At 64.8% G+C, this 19,854-nt stretch carries 11 protein-coding genes and 4 pseudogenes; 4 read left to right on the top strand and 11 right to left on the bottom strand.

The window, feature by feature from the left end; translation table 11 throughout:
* Window positions 1-94 precede the first annotated feature (94 nt).
* Entirely contained in the window at window positions 95-3,190 is a 3,096-nt protein-coding gene (locus ACICHK_RS41785; RefSeq protein ID WP_406841545.1) for an amino acid adenylation domain-containing protein, read from the bottom strand.
* Window positions 3,191-3,437: 247 nt separating this feature from the next.
* On the bottom strand, window positions 3,438-3,671 hold the full coding sequence (locus tag ACICHK_RS41780) for a hypothetical protein (protein WP_406841544.1): 234 nt from the start codon (window positions 3,669-3,671) through the stop codon (window positions 3,438-3,440).
* 1,357 nt (window positions 3,672-5,028) lie between these two features.
* Between ACICHK_RS41780 and ACICHK_RS41775 the strand changes: the two genes are divergently transcribed.
* Entirely contained in the window at window positions 5,029-5,880 is an 852-nt protein-coding gene (locus tag ACICHK_RS41775; protein WP_406841543.1) for a class I SAM-dependent methyltransferase, read from the top strand.
* 34 nt (window positions 5,881-5,914) lie between these two features.
* Here the strand turns inward: ACICHK_RS41775 and ACICHK_RS41770 are convergent, their stop codons facing one another.
* Together ACICHK_RS41770 and ACICHK_RS41765 are read right to left on the bottom strand one after the other, a co-directional pair.
* A complete protein-coding gene (locus tag ACICHK_RS41770) occupies window positions 5,915-8,917 on the bottom strand; it encodes an AfsR/SARP family transcriptional regulator (protein ID WP_406841542.1) in 3,003 nt (1,000 codons plus the stop codon).
* Between the two features lie 786 nt (window positions 8,918-9,703).
* Window positions 9,704-10,512, bottom strand: a pseudogene (locus ACICHK_RS41765) (IS5 family transposase).
* Window positions 10,513-11,060: 548 nt separating this feature from the next.
* Here ACICHK_RS41765 and ACICHK_RS41760 point away from each other — a divergent pair.
* Window positions 11,061-11,888, top strand: a pseudogene (locus ACICHK_RS41760) (IS5 family transposase).
* 21 nt (window positions 11,889-11,909) lie between these two features.
* Here ACICHK_RS41760 and ACICHK_RS41755 read toward each other — a convergent pair.
* Window positions 11,910-12,206: a barstar family protein gene (locus ACICHK_RS41755; RefSeq protein WP_406841541.1), complete on the bottom strand. Its 297-nt coding sequence runs from the start codon at window positions 12,204-12,206 to the stop codon at window positions 11,910-11,912.
* A 56-nt stretch (window positions 12,207-12,262) separates the two neighbouring features.
* A pseudogene (locus tag ACICHK_RS41750) lies at window positions 12,263-13,061 on the bottom strand (transposase family protein); the annotation flags it as partial.
* A 93-nt stretch (window positions 13,062-13,154) separates the two neighbouring features.
* Here ACICHK_RS41750 and ACICHK_RS41745 point away from each other — a divergent pair.
* A pseudogene (locus ACICHK_RS41745) lies at window positions 13,155-13,370 on the top strand (transposase); the annotation flags it as partial.
* Window positions 13,371-13,909: 539 nt separating this feature from the next.
* Window positions 13,910-14,323 (top strand): helix-turn-helix transcriptional regulator, encoded by a 414-nt coding sequence (locus tag ACICHK_RS41740; protein ID WP_406841540.1) that lies wholly within the window; start codon window positions 13,910-13,912, stop codon window positions 14,321-14,323.
* A gap of 1,057 nt (window positions 14,324-15,380) precedes the next feature.
* Here the strand turns inward: ACICHK_RS41740 and ACICHK_RS41735 are convergent.
* From ACICHK_RS41735 to ACICHK_RS41715, 5 genes are all read right to left on the bottom strand, one after another.
* Window positions 15,381-15,962, bottom strand: a complete 582-nt coding sequence (locus ACICHK_RS41735; RefSeq protein ID WP_406841539.1) for a hypothetical protein — start codon at window positions 15,960-15,962, stop codon at window positions 15,381-15,383.
* 217 nt (window positions 15,963-16,179) lie between these two features.
* A complete protein-coding gene (locus tag ACICHK_RS41730; protein ID WP_406841538.1) occupies window positions 16,180-16,974 on the bottom strand; it encodes a hypothetical protein in 795 nt (264 codons plus the stop codon).
* Complete coding sequence (locus ACICHK_RS41725) at window positions 16,967-17,719, bottom strand: ABC transporter permease (RefSeq protein WP_406841537.1); 753 nt, start codon at window positions 17,717-17,719, stop codon at window positions 16,967-16,969. Before ACICHK_RS41725 ends, ACICHK_RS41730 begins: the two co-directional genes overlap by 8 nt.
* Complete coding sequence (locus ACICHK_RS41720; RefSeq protein WP_406841536.1) at window positions 17,719-18,666, bottom strand: ABC transporter ATP-binding protein; 948 nt, start codon at window positions 18,664-18,666, stop codon at window positions 17,719-17,721. The genes ACICHK_RS41725 and ACICHK_RS41720 overlap by 1 nt, the downstream gene beginning before the upstream one ends.
* The gene (locus ACICHK_RS41715) at window positions 18,663-19,844 is read right to left on the bottom strand and encodes a hypothetical protein (protein ID WP_406841535.1); all 1,182 of its coding nucleotides are present in this window, start codon (window positions 19,842-19,844) and stop codon (window positions 18,663-18,665) included. The genes ACICHK_RS41720 and ACICHK_RS41715 overlap by 4 nt, the downstream gene beginning before the upstream one ends.
* Window positions 19,845-19,854: the final 10 nt, after the last annotated feature.

Raw genomic sequence — 19,854 nt, 5'->3', positions numbered from 1 at the left:
GTTGAGGGCTGAGTGCCCTTAGGAGTGGTCGCGGCATCGGGTGACCTCGGAGGCTGCGCCTTCTGATCGGCTGATGAAGCGTCCAGGTGTGTGGTCAGACGGCGATCAGGGTGTCCAGACGGACTGCCAACTTCGCGGGAGTAGGAGCCTCGAAGACGACCCGGATCGGCACGGTCTCCTTGAGGGTGCTCTTGACACGGACGACGAGCTGATAAGCCAGCAGCGAGTCACCGCCCAAGGCGAAGAAACTGTCGTCGACGCCGACCCGGGACAGGTTGAGCACATCAGCGAAGATCGCGCACAGTGCCTCCTCCTGGGGGCTGGACGGCGCGCGGTCCGTGGCGGTGGTGAATGTGGGGGCCGGCAGGGTGCGCCGGTCCAGCTTTCCGCTAGTGGTCAGAGGCAGTTCGGCCAGTTCCACGAACGCCTGCGGAACCATGTACTCCGGCAGCCCCGCGGCCAGGTGCGCCCGGAGGGCCTCCGGGTCGGCGGCGCCGTCTGTGGTGACGACGTAGGCGACGAGCTGCTTGACTCCGGCGCGGGCCTCACGGACCACCACCGCTGTGCGGGCCACGTCGGGGTGCTCACGAAGGAGGGCCTCGATCTCTCCCAGCTCGATCCGGAGACCCCGGATCTTGACCTGGTCGTCTGTACGGCCCAGGAAAACCAGCGCACCTTCGGCGGTCCAGCGAACCAGATCCCCTGTGCGGTACATCCTGGTACCAGGCCGGCCGAAGGGGTCAGCGACGAAACGGTCAGACGTCAGACCCGGCCGTGCCAGGTAGCCGTGCGCGAGCTGAACTCCCGCGAGGTAGAGCTCGCCCTGGGTACCCACCGGAACGGGTCGCAAGGCGGCGTCCAGCACGTACGTCATGGTGTTGGTGACAGGACGGCCGATCGGTACGGATACGGTGTCCGCGTCGGGCCAAGACTTCCACCAGGTGACGTCGATGGACGCCTCGGTGGGACCGTAGAGGTTGTGAAGTTCGGCATCCAGCGTCGCGTGGAAGTGGTTCGCGAGGCTCTGGGGCAGCGCCTCCCCGCTGCAGATCACCCGGCGCAGCCCCGTGCAGTCGACCGCTCCGGGCGTCTGGAGGAAGGATTCCAGCATGGAGGGAACGAAGTGAGCGGTGGTGATGCCCTCCTTCTTGATCAACGCAGCCAGGTACTCGGGGTCCTTGTGGCCGTCATGTCGTGCCACCACCAGCGTGGCGCCTACGGCGAGAGGCCAGAACAGCTCCCACACCGACACATCGAACGTCGACGACGTCTTCTGGATCAGTTTGTCGTCGGCGCTGAGCTGGTACTCGGACTGGGCCCACCGCAGACGGTTCACCACACCTTCGTGGGGCACGAGCACCCCCTTGGGGCGGCCAGTGGAACCAGAGGTGTAGATCACGTAGGCAGGGCTTCGCGGATCCAGCTGCTCAACCGGCGGCAAGGCATCGTCGACTGCAGCCTTCTCGAGTTCCCGGTAGGAGTCGGGAGTGATCACGAAGGCTGGGCGGGATTCCTCGAGCACGTACCGCACACGGTCTGCGGGGTGGCTGGGGTCGATCGGCAAATACGCAGCCCCGGTCTTGTGCACCGCGTAGAGAGCGATGAGCATCTCGAAGGAACGGGGCAGGGAGACCGCCACAAGCCGGGAGGGTCCTGCCCCTTGTGCCCGCAGCGCCCGCGCCAACCGAGTGGCGTGCTCATCGAGCTGGGCGTATGTCATGGACCGGCCCTCGAACACCAGCGCCGTGGCGTCAGGTGTGCGTGCCGCCTGCCGGGCGAACAGCTCCGGCAGAGTCGCCCCGGGAAGGTGACTGATGTCGTCGGAGCTCGTGTCGTTCCATTCGGAGACGACCTGCGCCCGCTCATCGGCCTCGATGAAGTCCAGCCGGCCTGTGAGTTCCTGGGGGGCACGGACGAAGGCACCGAACAGGAGACGCAGTCGCGCCGCGATCCGCTTCGCGGTCCGCTCGTCGAAGACGTCGGATCGATAGCTCAGATCGAACTGCAGCCGTTTCCCCGGATAGGCGATCAGACTGAGGGGATAGTGCATCGCCCCGGTCGTGCCGTTGTCCTCATGGAGACCTACCTGCAGTTCGTCGGCTGCTTCGAAGAGCGATTCCTCGCCTAGCGGGACGTTCTCGAAGACCACCGCGGTGTCGAACAGTTCACCCACCCCGGCAAGCCGCTGAATGTCACTCAACCTCACGTACTGATGTGCCATCAGTTCCGATTGCTCGCTCTGAATGCGCTGGAGCAACTGCTGGAGGGGCTCTGCCGGGTTCAGTCGCACCCGTGCCGGGACGGTGTTCATGAACAGCCCGACCATGTCCTCCACGCCCGGCAGTTCCGCGGGACGGCCGGACACCGTGGCACCGAAGATCACGTCCAGCCGCCCGATCAGCTGTGACAGGTTCAGAGCCCAGGCCCCCTGTACAAGGGTGTTCAGCGTGACTCCGCACGCACGGGCCGTTTCGGCCAGCGCAGCAGTCTCCTTCTCAGAGAGCTCCAGCACGACCTTGCGCGGCAGCATCGGTTCCCGAGGGGCGTCGGCTCCAGCGACGAGGGTCGGCTCGTTTACGCCGTCGAGCGCCTGCCGCCAGGCGGCCTCGGACTTGGAACGGTCCTGCGCGCCAAGCCATGCCAGATAGTTCCCAAATGACTCGGGCGCGGGCAGGACGGAAGCGTCACCGCCGATCGCGTAGAGCTCGAGCAGGTCTTGCAAGAGGATGGGCAAGGACCATCCGTCCAAGATGATGTGATGATTAGTCATCAAAAGTATGTGCCGTTCCTCGGCGAGCCTCACCAGGGTGAAACGCACCAGCGGCGGAACAGCAAGGTCGAACCGGACAGCCCGGTCCTGCTCCAGCAGGGCGTCGAGTTCCCTCTGCTGCCCGGCGGCGTCCAGGCCAGACAGGTCTGCCTCCGTCCAGGGAAGCCTCGCCTTACGGGCGACCACCTGCACGGCTTCGCCGGACTTCCGGGAGAGGAAACCAGTGCGCAGTACGGCATGCCGTTGCAGTACGGCCTCGCCGGCGGCGCGCAGGTCGGCGACCCGCAGGACCCCGTCGAACTGGATCGGCGTCTGCATGATGTAGACGTCCACGCCCCGCTCATCGTAGGTGGCATGAAAGAGCATGCCTGCCTGCAATGGCGCCAGAGGGAGGACAGCCTCCATCACGGACTGCGTCACAAGAATTCTCCATTCCAGTTTTGAGATTCGGCTGACGGACAGGCGCCCGATCGAGAACTGTCAAGTGCGCTGTCCGACCGTTTCTGCTGCAGAGCACGACTCGTCCCGCGAGAGTGAAACCCGCCTATCAAGGCCGGCTGCACATTGCTGCCGCTCAGGGCTGCGCGTCAGCCGGTCACGCATGGTCATGCGTGACCGGCTGAGAACCGACCATGGACTCGTCGGAGGGCGTCATGTCCGTGACTGCTTAGGGATGTGTCCCGGTGGCCACCCGAGAGCCGGTGCTGTTCCAATCGTCCGTGGGGGGGCCGTCGGCGCGGACCACCGAAGCGGTGTGGTTGGACGCTGTGCCGCAAGTGAGCAGCGGGCTGGCGAAGAGTGTTACCGCGAGAGCGGTCGTCGCCACCGACGCGGTGAGCCGCGCCTTGCCGCGGAAAGTGAGCTTGCCCAGGCGGGTGGTGACTGCCTGCTGCTGCGTCATCGGTTTGTCCTTCCAGTGGTCCAGTTCGATGGAAGAAAGAATCGCAAGGCGTGTTCACCACGGGATCTGTCGCTGATACCGGCCGATATACACGCGATCGACGCCCCATCCACACGGTGTAACCAGTTCTGGACCGTGGGTCGGATACTGCTGAATCCAGAAGTTTGATGCCAACCGCAACGCGGCCCTCTGGTATATTTTCGTAAAATTGACGAGAGGCGACTTGGGCAAGGAAATCAGATCGCGAAAGGAAAGCGTGACTAGCGTGACGTCACGTATCGATATCGTATCGGACTGTACCTATGTCGCCGACAATGCGATATTTCTAGCGGCAACGTTGCATCCTGAAGCGGATACGAGGGTTAAATCGCTGGCGGGAGTTCAGTCGTTCTTGGAGATCGACGCGGCTTTACTGGTCCGACTAATAGCCGAATGTGCCGCCTCGGAAAAAATGATCATGTCTTTCTGCGGTAGCCTGCCTCAGAGAACCGAACGCCTCGTTGGCCGAACGATGCGAGGCAATATGGTCTACCCCGCAGCAAGCACCGGCGCTTTGAGATGGCCGGTCAAAGGCTTCGGGGTGACGGAATTATTCCACATCGGCGGTCCCGGTTTTGTTCAGTTCGGCGGCAAGGCGATCTACGCACCCATGATGGGGGCTCTGGCCGCTGGTAGATCGCCATCGGACCCGGGGAAGCCGTTCCCGATCAGCGCGGTGCGTCGAATCCCAGTGTCCGAGGGGCTAATTGTTTGCGCTGACAACCTTGGCAAGGCCAAGTTCGTCTTCGGCGTTGATGGCCTGGCCTCAGGCGATGTGCTGAAAGTCCCCTTGCGACCGAACGATTTACGACGCCGTTTAACGATTTACGACGCCGTTTATGGACAGTGCATGACGGATCACAAGGACGGGATGTGGGTGGTACCCGGGCGGCGCCCTCGGTCTCCACGAGCTCGGCCCGGTCCGTTCCAGAAGCCTGCTGGAACACGATTGCGGTGCGGGTCACAACGTGAAGATCCAGCGACGGAGCCCTCGTGTCTCATCGGAAGCTACGGGGAGCTGACGACACACCGTATGAGAATTCCAGGTGGACAACTCACTTACAGTTTCGGTTTCATAGACACTGCTGAGGCGCACAGCTTCAAAATCGGACGACACAGTTCGTGTGGTGCTCAGCGATCGATTTGCCAACGCTCGGGTACCAGCTTGGAGGCCATTTGCGCCTTCTCGCTGCCGGCCTCGTAACCCACCTGCGACCAGGCTGTTGAATCCCTTCGCTCGCGGGCGGACCACAAATCTCGACCCGGCGCGAACAAGCTCTTTTGTCGCGCTCCCCGTTCAAGGTGGAAGGATCGTGTCATGTTTCATGAGGACGACGCGTCAGCTGTGGGACGAGACTTCTTCGAACGCAAAGTCATCGGCTATGACGAGAAATGGCGTGGAGCGTACGCACGTCTGGTGGATGCCCTGCAGTGGTCGGTGCTTGAGCTGTCAGTGTTCTGTCGGCTGCCGCATGGTTTCACCTTCCTGGACATCGGAGGTGGAGCGGGGCGCTGGACCCACCGGATAGCTACCCACTTCCCTGACAGCAGGGGAATGCTGTGTGACCTGTCGCCCGGCATGGTCAGCCAGGCCAGGGACCGGGCGGTCCGGCACGGTTACGAACAGCGGGTCCGCTTTCGGAACGCCGATGTCCACGACGTGGCTGCCCTGTTGTCCGGACAGACCTTCGACTTTGTTTTCAACAGCCATCACCTGCTCGGCTTTGTCCCGGACCCAGGGGCGGTGATCATCTCGCTCACGCGGTTGCTCTCAGTAGACGGGCTGATGGTCTCGTTTCTGCCGAACCGCTGGCACGCCGCTTTTGAAGATCTGGCCGCAGGCGAGACCGAACACGTTGTGCAGAGCCTCGAAGGTAGCCGGTGGGCCACCAACTCAGCGCCTTACCGGCATCTGTTCACTCCGGGAGAGATCCGCGCTACTCACGCAGCGGCGAACCTTAAGGTCGACCTGCTCACGGGATTCCCCAGCCTCATCTACCCCGACATCCACGAAGCGCCGGATGCGCGGTCGGAACGCACGCTCCAGGACGAAAAGGTTTTCCAACGCGTCCTGACCATGGAGAAAGAGCTGCTCATCGACCCGGACTCGGGAGGCCGGGGCGCCAACCTCTTTGTGGTTGCGTCGCATGCGACACCCCATATCCGCTGACGGGGCCGAGCGCTCCCGATCTCACACTTCAAATTCAAGGCCGGCCACTGGTCTCCCGGCCACTGGGCAACGCCGTGAGCGGAGCAGACTGTCTCACACTCGAGGGCTGCCGCAGACTGGCGACGACCTCATCCGCGCGGGTGAGGTTCTCCCGGGCCGCCGGCTCCTGTCCGAGATCGCGCAGAGCATGACCCAGCACCGACAGCGCCCGGCTGAGGGTGCGCATATCGGCCACTTCCTCACACAGCTCGACTGACTGCTTGGCTTCGGCGACGGCCCGGTCAAGGAGGTTGACCGCCATCAGTGACTCCGCGAGTCGCAGCCGGACCTGGCCCTCGCGAGCACGCAGCCCGTGAGACATACAGACTGAGAGGCACTCCTCGAACCACCTCAATGCCGACTCATAGCGACCGAGGCTGTGGTTCGCCAGCCCCATGATGTAGTAGGTGTAAGCAATTCCCTCAGTGTCCTCTTGGGACACCATCCCGGTGAGGACTTCCTGACAGATCTTCTCCGCTTCGCTTGCCTCGCCCATCTGTACCTTCAGCAAGGCGACGTTCAGTGTGGTGGCCACTCTGCCCGTAGTGTGCCCGAGCTGGCGAGCCAATTCGATGGCCTCGTCGTAGCACTTGATGGCTTCGGCGAACATGCCCTGCATCTGCTTGGCCAGGCCCAAGTCATTGAGCGCCTGGCGCAGGATGACCAGATCCTCGGCGGCCCGGCAGTAATGGACCGCGCTCGACGCCCACTGCTCCGCGGGCACAAAGTGGCTCATCGTGAGTTCGAGGTTGCCGCGCAGGAACCGCACCCTGCCCATGGTGCGTAGGTCCCCCGTGTTGGCAACAGCCTGCTCCAGCAGGTCGACGGCGGCTTGAAAATCATTGGAGTTCAGGCTTTGTCTATACGCGCTGAGGACGATCAGCAGGTCGACATTGGAACGCAGCAGGGTGTCAGCCTCAGCATGCACCAGCTCGGTGGCATGTCCTGCGGGGCCGGTTGCCATGGAGCGGGACAACTGTCGAACCAGGGCGAGCGCGCACATACCCTCCTCTGTGGCCCAGTTTCGTGCCTCTCCGGGGCCAGCGAACCATAGACCAACCGCACGTGTCGGGTAGAGGGCGCGCTCGATGGGATCTCCGGCCACCACTTGGGCGAAGGCGTTCTTCGCTGTGGCAAGCAAGAAGTCCAGCAATCTGGCCATTGCCTGCTGCCGTTCCTCCGGAAGAGTCTTCCGCCGTGCAAAGTCGCGCAGCAGACCGTGGAACCGATAGCGGCCGGGCTCCGGCGACTCCAGCATGGCATGGTCCACGAGCGCGTCGAGCAGTATCTCCGCGTCTTCCTCTGACGCATCCAGCAGTGCCGCGGCGCACGACAACGAAAGCGAGGGGCTGTCGACTGTGGCCGTCCGGCGCAACGCGCTCGCCTCTGCTTCTGGGAGGTGCTGATAGGTGAGGTCAAATACGGCGGAGATCGTCATGCTTCCCGAGCGGAGTTCCTCGATGCGCTTGAACTCGTCGGTAAGGCGGGCGCTGAGCGATCGGAGTGACCAACTGGGCCGGGCAGCTAGCCGGGCGGCGATGATCCGGATGGCAAGCGGCAGCATCGCGCAGGATTCGACGATCTCCACCGCTGCGGCATGCTCAGCCTCGACGCGTCTGGAACCGATAGTTCGTGCCAATAGATCCAGGGCCTCCGACTCGTAGAAAGCCTGGACTTCTACCTGGAGCGCTGGCAGGCCGCCAAGCCGTGTGCGCGCGGTAATGAGCACACCGCAGTCCGGCGAGCCTGGTAGAAGTGGGCGAACCTGTTCAGCCGTGACCGCGTCGTCTAGAACGAGCAGCACACGGCGCTCGTTGAGTACGGTCCGAAACAGGGCGGTCCGTGCCTCCAAGGTTGCTGGCAGATCGTCGGGGCGGTACCCGAGCGAGACGAGGAAGCCCGCCAGTACGTCGTCCGGCGGTACGGGGCCGCCGTCCCCGGCTCGCAGTTTGGCGTAGAGCTGCCCGTCGGGGTAGGAGTTGCGGATGGTGTGGGCGACGTGCAGGGCGAGGGTCGACTTTCCTACGCCCGCCATTCCCACCAGTACCGTCACGGGCAACGCAGATCGTTGAGGACTGTTCATCAGGGAGCTGATCGTCAGCGTGAGGTGGCCTCGCCCGGTGAAGTCGACTAGGTCAGGCGGTAGTTGCGCGGGATGTGGGTAGGGATGCGGATGGTCACCGCGAGCAGGCGGCTGGGCGGGCAATTCCTCCGACGCGGGCACGACTGCCGCGTCGACTGCTACGGGCAGGGGCGGCTCGGCGAGTGCCGCCTTGGGCCGCGAGGCCGGCGGGGTTGCCAGCAACTCCTGGGCCCCCGCGAGGACGCGTTGGTGCAGTGCGTGTAGTTCCGGTCCCGGCTCCATACCCAGTTCGTTGATCAGCACGCCGCGCGCCTGGCGATAGGTGTCGAGCGCATCGGCTCTTCGCCCGGACTGGTACTGGGCGTGCATGAGCAGCGTGTAGAGCCGTTCCCGCAGAGGGTAGCGGTGGATTAGACCGGGCAGCTCGGAGAGGTAGCGGATACCTCTACCGAGGGCGAGACCCACCTCCATGCGTTCTTCCTGCAACGACAGACGCACTTCGTTCAGCCGGTCTCGTTGGCGATCGGCGAACGGCCCAGGAATTGCCGCCAGCGGCTCACCGCGCCACAGGGAGAGTGCTGCCTCCAGCAGATCGTACGCGTCTTCCAGATCGTCGGCCTGTCGCGCGCGCTGTGCACTGCGCGCCAGCTCCTCCACGTTCTGAAAGTCGACGTAGTCACCGTCCAGGGCCAGGTGATAGCCGTCCCCAATCGATACCAGGACATTGGGAGACTTGGTGTTGTCCTCCAGTACCTTGCGCAGCCGCCAGGCGTACGTGCGCAGGGTTCTTCTGGCCGAGGCGGGCTCGTCTTCACCCCAAAGGCCCTCTATGAGGGCCCCCGCGGTAGCAGTCCGGCCCTCCCTCATGAGCAGTGCCACGAAGAGGGACTGTTGCTGCGGGCTGCCCAGATCCACTTGCGTTTCGTCCCGGGCCACTCGAAGCAAGCCGAGGATGGAAACGTGAAGTTTTGGCACCCTTCGTCCTTACTGCTGGAGGGGTTTGCCTAAAAAATTACGGAAGCAGCGGTGTTGTTGCGAAGATCAGAGTAGCTGATCATTCCTTGCCGTCGCTGCTGGCCGCTCGATCATCCTTGCTTCCACGTCGATGACCTGTCCGCTATTCGAGACGCGGGCACCATCTCGTCGGCATCCACCTAGCAGACAAAACCTGTGCCGGCCCTAGCGCGGTGAACCCTCGGATGCGCCGACTGGTTCCGCGCTCAATTGGAGCTTTCGCGCTCTTCTCGAAAAACAGCTCACCGTCACTGTCGCAAACCGTTCCCGGTATCACCTCGGCAGCACCGTGCAGCAGCTCCCCCAGATCCTCACGTGGCAATGCATGCTCCCCCGTTGACGACGGTGACAAACGATCGGTGTCCATCCTCCTGACCGCACGTGTCGGTTGCCCGCGATCAGTGTGACCGTGTGGTTTCCGGGCGGCGCAACGGCCAAGGCAGATTCGCCTGTGGGCGTCGCGCAAGGCATCAACCAGCGCGGTCATCGGGACGGCCTGCTCTAGAACCGAGATGCTGGCTTCGGCGAGTGGGCTTCATCGTCTAGCAGCTGCTTCATCGGGACCTCCATATTGGTCTGAGAGTGCAGAAATCGTGACCCTGAGGGCACTTGTGTCGGCTCTTCCGGGTTCTCCATCCCGTAGATCTACAGTCAGCGCCTACACACAGTGACTTCTTACACCGTGTGCTACATGCACATACTGACGAGTCGCTTGTAGCCACGGAAGACCGCGGCAAGGCCGGGAAGTGCCAGGTAGTTGCGTGGGTGACGCTCGTGGCGGGGTTGAGTCTGCAGTAGCCAGACAGTCAAAAGATGGTCCGTTCGATGACTCATCGGCGACGCCCTAGTCGTTCGCTGGTGTCGACTCCCTTGCGGCCGATGCGGACGCCGATGCGCTTGGCCCATAGCCATTTTCGCAGGTGAGGGATGTTGTAGGCCTTGTCCGCACGGAGGTGCCGGGGTTTGAAATGGGGCCTTGGTGGGGGCGTGTTTCGTTCGGAGGCCGGAGGTCACCGCCCTCAACCTTGGCTGCCGTGGACGTTTGCCGCGGAGACGGCGAGGGCCAGGGGCGGTCCGTTCGCATCCGACACGATGTGCATTTGGAAGCGGGCTTGCCTCGGTCCACGGGGTTCGGGCCTGTGTGTTCGCCCCCCTTTAGCATGCACATGAGCCGAGTTGAGGACTGCGCGGGAGACATCGACTTGACCGGCGTTGTCGAGGTGATGCAACACCGCTTCATGCGGCCGGCCCACACATGGCTTTGGACAGATTATGAACCGGCGGTGCGCTGGGCGACTGCGATATCCCAAAGCACGGCGGCGAGGCCCGCCAGACGCAACCGCTGACCAGCACGTAGATGATCGCCGAGACTGCGTTTCATCAGGCGCGTCCTGTTTCCCGCCGCCCTGCGGCCGCACCCGGTTCTCCGGGATCACCGGCTTGGCAATCTCCCACAACCAATCCGGAACAATCCAAATCCATATATTACGCCTCATTCTTAACTTAATGGTCAACTGACCATGTAGGATGCAGTATTTGTAGCGAATGTTTTGTCAGTAATTCTGATGGTTTGCTAGTCGGCACAGGAACGGAGGCTAAGCGTCGCGTCCGGCCTTCAGCGCAGGTAAATTTCCAAGGCGATGTGTATCCGTGCATCGTCATGTATGGGATGTATTTTCCGCTCGCACCAAGATGACACGAAAACCTTGCCATGACATGCACGACGGCCGCATTCTCCAAACCAAGCAAACATGAACTTCATGCTAAATCTCCCTGGAATTTGACTCCGACATGGCCTTGTTTCTAACGGTTTGGTGCGTGATAGCGGATGGGACGTGTCTGTCCTGTTCGCGGCCGTTCTCAAGTCATGGTGGTGCGGTCGGAGACGAGGCTGCCAACGGCTTGGCAGGTGTTGGGCAGGTGGTCGCGTCGGTGAGTCCAGCGCGTCATCTGCTTCCAGTGTTTGTGGTCGGCTAGAGCGTGTCTCTTTGACGTGGTGATCAGTTGATCGGATGTGTCTGTCCGGTTGGTGATCACTGATGCGATGTGGGCCCGGATCGAGCCGCTGATGCCGGCCGATCCAGTCCGTGGACGACGGTGGGCTGACCATCGCCGGACCCTGGAAGCGATCGCGTGGAAGTACCGCACCTGTTCACCCTGGCGCGACCTGCCAGAAGAGCTCGGCTCCTTTCAGACCGCGCAAATGCCTGATCAGGTGGGCCATGGACGGGACTTGGCAACAGGTCTTCGCGGCGGTTCTTGCAATGGCTGATGCCGATGACGACGTGGGCTGGACGGTCTCCGTGGACTCCACCGTCTGCCGGGGTCACCAACATTCGGCCGGGGCCCGGAAAAGGGGGCGCCCGGCAGATCCGAGCCCGAGGACCACGCGCTCGGACGCTCCCGCGGCGGCTTGAGCACGAAGGTCCATCTGGCCAGTGACAGCCGGGCAAGACCTCTGTCCATCCACGTCACCGCGGGACAGGTCGGTGACGCGCCGGCCTTCGAGGCAGTCATAGCTGGAATCCGGATCCCGCGGAGCGGGCTCGGCAGGCCAAGAACCCGCCCTGCGGTCGTCCTTGCCGATCGCGCCTACTCTTCTCGCGCCATTCGTAGGCACCTTCGTCGACGCGGCATCCGTGCGGTCATCCCGCAGCCCGCCGACCAGATCGGCCACCGTCTGCGGCGAGGCCGCGCCGGTGGCCGCCCGCCCGGCTTCGACGCCGAGACATACAAGGAGCGCAATACCGTCGAGCGGTGCATCGCCCGACTCAAGCAGTGGCGCGGCCTCGCCATGCGGACGGACAAGCTCGCCATCGCCTACCAGGCCGCGCTCCACCTTGCTGCCATCCTCATCTGGACCCGGCGATGAGCAAGGCGTCCGAAGGGCTCGTCAGGCCGGCTCATGGACAACGAGCCGGTTCTGCTCTCCATCGAAGGTGTCGGCCAGGGCATCGGCCTCCTGCCGGCTCCCGTCGAAGAGACCCCGCTGGTCGACGTGCACGATCAGGATGTCGTGGTTGTCGATCACCTCAGAGATGCCCCGGGTCTCGATCGTGTCCGACCATGCATCAAGGTTCCGGCCGAACCACTCCGGCAGCCCGCACGGCTCGCTCACCGCGTCCCAGAAGTCGTCGAGTGTCTCGATCAACCGACCGCGCAGGTCAACAATCAGCTCGCTGTCCGTCATCACAGCAGACTAACCAGCCCCACCAGGAGTCACTCACCAGTCAAAGAGACAGGCTCTAGGGCGTGCTCGACGGTGATGCTGTCGGATGAGTGATCGTGCCGGTCCTGTTCCCGCGGTGTGACTCTGCCGGGGAGCGCCCCGGGCGGTGGCTTTCTGGGCGGGATGACGGCGTGGCCGGGATGGGCACGACTCAAGCCCAGATTCCCGTCATCAGGTAGCACTTCAACCAGGTCGAAGTGCTCCAAAAGCATCCGGTGATATCGGCAATGCGAGCCACAGTCGCATTGTGCATCCGCCCCGGCCGCAGCCCGTCTGTCCACAGGGTGCGGCCCCGATGGTCGGCGATGAGGGTGGCTTTCAACGTATTCTGCTTCTTCTTGCCTGGCACAAAGGCCCGCCTGCTGCCGAGGCCCGCCACCGGCCGATGTACCTGGATCTCGATGGCATCCAGGCGCAGTTCGACGCCCTCGGCTTGGGCATAGGAGAATACTTCCTCCAAAGTCCGAAGGTGCAGACCAGGAAGGTCGGGAACGGCAAAGCCTCGCTCTGCCAGCAGTCGGTGTACCTCACCGGCGGCACGGGTTACCGTCGAGCGATCGACACCGAACATACCCAGGGCCGCGTGCGGCAAGTCGTGCCGCAGATGAATCAGCGTGGCTACCAGCCGGTCCACGAAGACCTGCTGGTGCCGGGCTCAGCACCCGGTGCACGCTTCCTCTCCCCGTGCCTCGCCTGGAACCGGCGCCCTTCGACTCCGGCCACCCACGGGCTGAGCAACTCCTCTACCACGTAAGGCAGATGAGCCATCGACGTGCCGGTGAACAACGGATGCGACAGTACCGAGCGGTCAGCGATGCCCTTCGCCTGCACAGCATGCCCAGCCGCTAGCACGCGCCAACTCATGAGATTTCCTCTCATTTGGGCTGGCTGGGTAGGCTGTCGGTCGTGGTGGGGATCGTTGAGCGGCTAGTTCCGGATGAGCAGTGGGAGTTGTTCCAGCTGGCGGTGCCGTAGCCGCCGACCTTGCCGCAAGGCGGAGGCCGGCGTCGGCATGGTGACCGGGAGGTCCTGGCTGCGATCGTGTTCGTGGCCACGTCAGGCTGCACCTGGCAACAGCTCCCGACCGCCTTATGCAGACCGTCAGGTGCGACAGATCACCAGCGCTCCATTCCATGATGACGACATCGCCCTCCCCGAGTCCGGTCAGGGCTTCGTACATGCCAGGTGTCCAGGAGGCAAGTACTTCGATCGTCTCTTGTGGCACGGACTTTACAGCCGCTTTCGCGTGCCACGCGATGGAAGCTGTCGGACTCGACGCCCTGCCTGTGACCTGTGGGTGCTTTCACCGGCGCGGCCCAGAAGCTGATGGAGAACGCGTGTGTTGGTTCTCAGAGCTGACGCTGCACGAGCTGATGGACAGCGACGCAGTCGCACGGCGTGCATGTCCACTGCCCCCGTGCCTCCGTTGGACGCGGAGACGGTCGAGCGATGACGCCCGAGGCGGTGTCGCCGCTACCAGCCGTGACTCGTGCCGCACGCCAAGCGACTGTGTGGGACGCGGACGTCCCTGTTGATCGGGCGGCGACCCCCCGCAGATCGAGCCCTGCGAACCTTGTTCCAGTGCGATCCGGCGTTGCTCCCGGCGCAGCGGAGAATGTTCTGCCTGTCACCGCTGACGGACTCGCACGAGGACCTGACGACGCATGGGAGTCCTGGTGAAGGATGATAAGCCGAGCTTGGGGCCAGATTTCCGTCCGCGCAGCAGTAGCACGGAACAGAGATCCACGCTTCATCTGCCGCTCGACGAACGACAGCGCATGCTCATCTATCTCCTCCTTGCCGGGCACACGGATGCCACCGCAGCCAGTCGGCTCGGCGTGAGCTCACGCACGGTGACCAACATCCTCAGGAGTCTCATGGACCGTCTTGGCGTCGACAACCGCTTCCAACTCGGCGTGGCCCTGGGCACCCGGATGCACCAAGCGGACTACCCAGATCCTCGAGTGCGTGCCGCGCGCGGATCAGTCCTGCGTGGCGCCACGGCGCGGTCCGGGAGACCGCTTTTTCCGACACCCGGGTCCCCGGCTCGCCCGCGCGACAGCACAGACGCAGGGTGAGACCAACATGGCGATCGTCTTGGAAGCATAGGTGGCGGACGTCGGGGACGCGGTCGGCCTTTGAGGGATCGACGCTTGGTGCGAGCGGGCCGATGCTTTCCTGCGGGCCTCCTCAATGGGTGAGCCACCTACTGACCTGGTGGACATGAGTGAGGCCTTGCGAAAGTTCCGTGTTCGACAGCCCGTGCACTGAAATGGGCTTCTTCCACGCGGCGGCCATACGATCATGGTTGTTGCTATCGGCGTTCCCCTCGGCGTGGACGTCGAGTCGCGGCCCGGATTCAGCCTGGTCAAAGGACTGACCAGGCTGCGCCGTGCTGGCGAGCGGCGGGATCTGGCCGCGGTGTTGGCAAGTGCCCTGGTATCACGAACTCGCTCCTGTTTCCTACTCGTGGGCCCCTGGTACCAGCGAAAGGCCTTGGGGGCGCCACGACTGACCAGATGCCTCGAGGTGCAGTGGCACAGCGCGCTTGGTCGAAGACACCGCTGGCCCCTCCTCGTCACTGCACGCGATTGCCTGAAAATCCTCGACCACGACACCGACCGGCACATGCCAGATCAGCCGGTCGTGGATCGAGGCCGTATCCACGAACACGTTGTGACGTTGCGATCACGATTGTCCCCTCCTCCGACGGCGTCATACGAACCGCAATCGACCCTGCTACGGACGCGCCACATCAAGTCACTGGGGACTTATGTGACCATCCACACCTGGCTACCTGGAAGTGGGACAGCGCGAGTGGAGACAGGGGCCGGATCGCCTCCATCACCAGCACCGACACCAGCGACAACGAGCACACCGTCAAGACTGGGGCCTTCGACAGCCGGGGTCGACCGACCAGTAACACCATCACTTTCCCCGCCGCCCTTACGGGCCTGGCCGGCGACTGCACCACCAAGTACGACTACACCGGCGCCGACCACATACTGCGGTCGCTTACCCTGCTGTTGGCGGTCTGGCCGAAGAGAAGGTCACCACCACCTACAACGACCAGGGGCAGCCCACCAATCTCGCTTCCTCCACGCAGACGTATGGCAAGAGCGCTGGCTGTGACTCCTACGGCCTGCTCACCGAGCGCGATGCGGTTCGCTCGCCGTCGGCGCCAACAAGGTAACCGCGCTGCGCAACTATGACTACACCGACGGCACCCAGCAGCTGACGGGCATCACCACGACCACCAGAGTCGACCAGGTCACGACCCAGCAGCGTCAGCAAGACACGCACACCTACGACCCTGCTGGCCGTGTCTCCGAGATCTGGGAACAGACCACCGGCCAGACCGCCCAGTCGCAGTGCTTCACCTGCGATGAACAGGGCCGTCTGGACGATGTTTTCGCCCGCAGCCTCCTCAAGTGTGCGGCCCCTGAAGAGACATCTGACTTCTTCGGCCAGTTCTCCTACCAGACCGACTACACATACGACCGACTGGGCAACCTGCAGCCCGTCACCGACACCGACGCCGCCAAGGCATCCGTCAACCGGGACTATCTCTAAACCGGTTACGACGACACCGGAGCCTGGAAGACCTCCAACGCCGCCCAGCCGCACGGCGTCCGCAAGACCAACATCAAGACCGGCAGCAACGTCACCGGATCTGAAGACTTCACCTATGACACCGCTGGGCAGATACTCAAGCACACCGAGCGCGGCAACCCCCCCGGCTACATGGGACACCTGGCGAGCCACGTCCTGTGAGGACGAGTGCGGCCACCACGTGTTGGCCCGGTGCCCGCGCTGCAAGGGCGGCACGCTGGTCAACTGGGGCGGGGACGAGGCAGTCGGCCTGGTGTGCAGTGAGGCTGTTCATGGGGGTTGGCCCGCGCGGTCGTACAGGTCCGGTTCGGCCGGTAGCGGATTAGCTGAGCAGGAATGAGAGCCGGCGGCCGGAGCGGCGGAAGGCCAGGGTCATGCTGGTCCAGGCGATCGCGGCCCAGCCGAGCATGACCGCGAGTTCGGCGAGTACCTGGCCGAGGGGTATTCCGTGGCCGGCGAGGGCCGTGCGTATTGCGGTGAGGCCGTGGGTGGCCGGGAGCAGGGCGGCGAGGTGGGCGGCCGGGCCGTGGTCGGGGCGGGGGACGTTTACTCCGGTCAGGAGGAGCAGGAGGATCGTGGTGCCGCCGGTCAGGTACATGCGGGCCTCGGGCCAGCGCAGGCTAACACTGGCCAGGGTCAGGGCGAGGCCGTAGCCGCTCAGGGTGATCAGGGCCTGGAGGGCGAGGACGAGGGGCAGTGTTGTCCAGGGTATGGGGAACGCCACGAGGAGGGGGAGGAGGGTCAGGACCGTGCAGGAGGTCAGGAATCCGTCGGCCACCCAGTACAGTCCGCGCGATGCGATCACCAAGAACGGGCTGGTGGGGCTGATGACGATGAACTGCAGTGTGCCGCCCCGCCGTTCGCCGACGCAGGAGGACACGACGCCCAGGGCGCCCAGGGGGCCGAGGATTGCTGCGTTGCCCAGGGCGATGGCCTGCTCGGTGTGGACGGAGCCGACCAGTCTGCCGAGCGAGGCGAAGAACAGCACCTGGGAGACGAGGCGCAGCATCCAGCCGAACAGCCAGGAGCGCCAGGTGAACATCGCCCGGTAGTCCTGGAAGCTGCTGATCACCCCGAATCGCAGGCGGGTGAGGAACAGTGCGAAGCAGTCAGCCATGGAGGATCACCTTGCCGTCGCGTGCCCGGTGCAGGATGCGGCGCAGGGCCGCGTAGCCGGCGCCCGCCTGGAGGGGGGCCAGGATCGCGAGGGCGCACAGGGCGGTGGTGTCGAGGTTGGTCGCGTCGACGGCCGCGCGCAGGGATCGCGCTCCCCAGGAGAGGTAGAAGGCGTGGGCGGGCCACTGGAGCGGGAGGGGCAGTGCGGCGACCGGGAGGACGAGGCCGCCGAGCAGGTAGAAGGGGTATGTCATCGCGTTCTGCAGGGTTCGGGCGCCGCGTACCACGACGAGCAGTCCACTGATGGTCAGCGAGATGCCCGCGCTTCCGCACAGGATCAGCAGGAGGGTCAGGCAGGTGGCGAGGGGATGCTCGACCGTGATCGGGTAGCCGAAGCCGAACCGTCCGATGAGCAGGATTTCGGCGAACGCGGGCAGGCTGACGGCGGTGGTGGTCAGCACTCGTACCGCCAGGGCGTCGGCGTAGCGCCGGGGGTTGAGCAGTCCGGCTTCCAGGGTGCCCTCCCAGCGGTCGTAGTCCACGGCGTCGGAGGCGACGAAGACCGCCTGCGACCACATGCTCATCAGGAAGGCCGTGGTCGCGGCTGTGGTGGCGAGGCCTACGCGGTGGTGTTCGCGCAAGACCGAGAAGAACACCAGGGAGTACAGCGGAGTGATCACCAGGGGGCCGAGTAGCCGGGGTGAGCGCAGCAGCAGCCACCATTGCGCGCGGAAGTAGGCGCTCATCACACCACCAGTTCCCGGTCCTCGATTACGCTGCGGTAGACCTCGTTGAGGCTCGGTGGGGTCACGGTGACGTGGGAGGCGTGGGTCTTGGCTAGGAGGCCGAGGACGGTGGTGGGGACGTCAGCTCCGGTGGCTTCGACGCGCAGTGAGCCCTCGTCGTCGCGTTCGGCGCGGTTGACGCCGGGTACGGCGCGGATGTGTGCGGTGGTCGCCTCGTCCACGCCGGCGGCGGTGATGACGTAGCACTGCCCCAGTTCGGTGAGGAGTGCCGCGGGAGTGCCGATGCGCAGCAGGCGGCCACGGTCGATCAGGGCTACCCGGGAGCAGAGTGCCTGGGCCTCGGGCATGTCGTGGGTGGCGAGCAGAACGGTGACGCCGGTCGCCCTCAGTTCGCGTACCAGGGTGCGGAATCCGGCTCCGGCGTTGGGGTCCATTCCGGCGGTCGGCTCGTCCAGGACGATCAGTTCCGGTCGGTGCAGCAGCGCGCGGGCCAGGTGGACGCGTTGGAGCATGCCGCGGGAGAACGTCTCCAGGCGGTCGTCGGCGCGCCTGGTCAGGCCCATCCGTTCGATGAGTTCCTCGCTGCGGCGTTTGGCGTCGGACGCGACGAGCCCCTGCAGGGCTGCCCAGTAGCGCAGGTTCTGGCGGGCGGTGAGCCTGCCGTACAGGCCGCGTTCGCCGCCGAGGACCAGGCCGACCTGTCGGCGTACCGGTTCGGGGTCGGTGGCCACGTCGTGGCCGAGCACATGGGCGGTTCCTGAGCTGGGCAGCAGGAGGGTGGTCAGGATCCGGGAGAGGGTGGTCTTGCCCGCGCCGTTGGGGCCGAGCAGGCCGACGACCTCGCCGCGCTCCACGGTCAGGTTGACGTCGTCCAGGGCCACCACCTCGGCGCCGCGCCGGGTGCGGAACCGCCGTGAGAGGTGCCTGACTTCGAGGGCGCTGGTCAAGAGGTCCCCTTGTGGAGGGCGGTGCGGGCGGCCTCGTGCAGGGCGGGATCCACGATCTCGCCGTCCACGAGGAGGAAGACGCCGAGGGGGGTGCGCAGCAGCGTTCCGGTGGTGGTGTGGCTGGGGTCGGTGGAGGACTTCTGGGTGCCGGTGGAGAAGTCCTCGGTGGTCGCTTCCGTGCCGGGTCCGGCGGTGGGGGCCAGTTCCAGGAGCATGCCGTGGACGGGCTGTCCGGCGGCGAGGCGGTCACGTACGGTGCCGACGGTGTGCGGGGCGGCAGGTGCGGAGGGGTCCGGAGCGTCCGTGTCGGTGGTGGGGGTACTGCGACGGTCGTGTTCCGCCGGTGCCAAGGCGCGCAGCGCTCGGGTCAGTTCCTCGGGAACGGCGGGGGCCAGCGACTTGTTTCCGGTGGCTGCCTCGCACAGTTCCAGTAGCTCCGGTGCCAGCCGGAAGTCGTCGGCGGTACGGGCGATTTCGGCGTGGGACGGCAGGTCGGGGGAGGTGAGGACCACCGCCAGGTCGAGCATGTCCTTGACGGTGAAAGGGCGCTGGAAGCGCTCCTCGGCGAGGGCGAGCAGGTCCGCGTGGACCTGTTCGGCCGGTGTCGCGGCGCGCAGCGGGACCGTGCCCGGCTGTCCCGGGTAGGCGAACGTGGAGATCTCGACCTTGAGTTCGGGGTCGAGCATCGGGTCCTCGGAGGGCCAGCGAAGGGCGAGGGCGATGTGCCGTCGCCCTGCGTCTCCGAGGACGGTGATGTCGATGCCGTCGACCGGCTGAGCGGCGTACACACGGGCGGCGGCCTGCCACAGTCGGGCCTCATCGGGGACCACCACGTCGAGGTCGCCGAGCGGACGCAGCACGCCCTCGGGGTAGCGGGCGGCGAGCGAGGGGCCCTTGAGGACGCGGGTACCGGGGATGAGCGTGAGTTCGTCCGCGAGGGCTTCGTAGGTGGCCGCCCGGCGCCGCATCCGGTCGAGTTCCGCGAGCGATCCCGGCCCCATCGCGACGCCCGACCGCTGTGCCACGGAGAGCACCAGCGGCGGGAGGTGACCGCGTACGGCGCGGGCGTTGCGCAGCAGCACGATGGGTTCCCAGTGCCGCTCGATGCCGAGAAGCTCGTACAGCAGGTCGAGGGTGATCTCCACGGGTTCGCGACGTGTGGTGAGCTGGGGGTCCAAGGTGTTTCCT

Source organism: Streptomyces sp. AHU1, assembly GCF_045343905.1.
Lineage (GTDB): Bacteria > Actinomycetota > Actinomycetes > Streptomycetales > Streptomycetaceae > Streptomyces > Streptomyces triticiradicis.
Note: the sequence above shows the minus strand (reverse complement) of the source record. Positions and strands in the feature narration are given on the sequence as shown.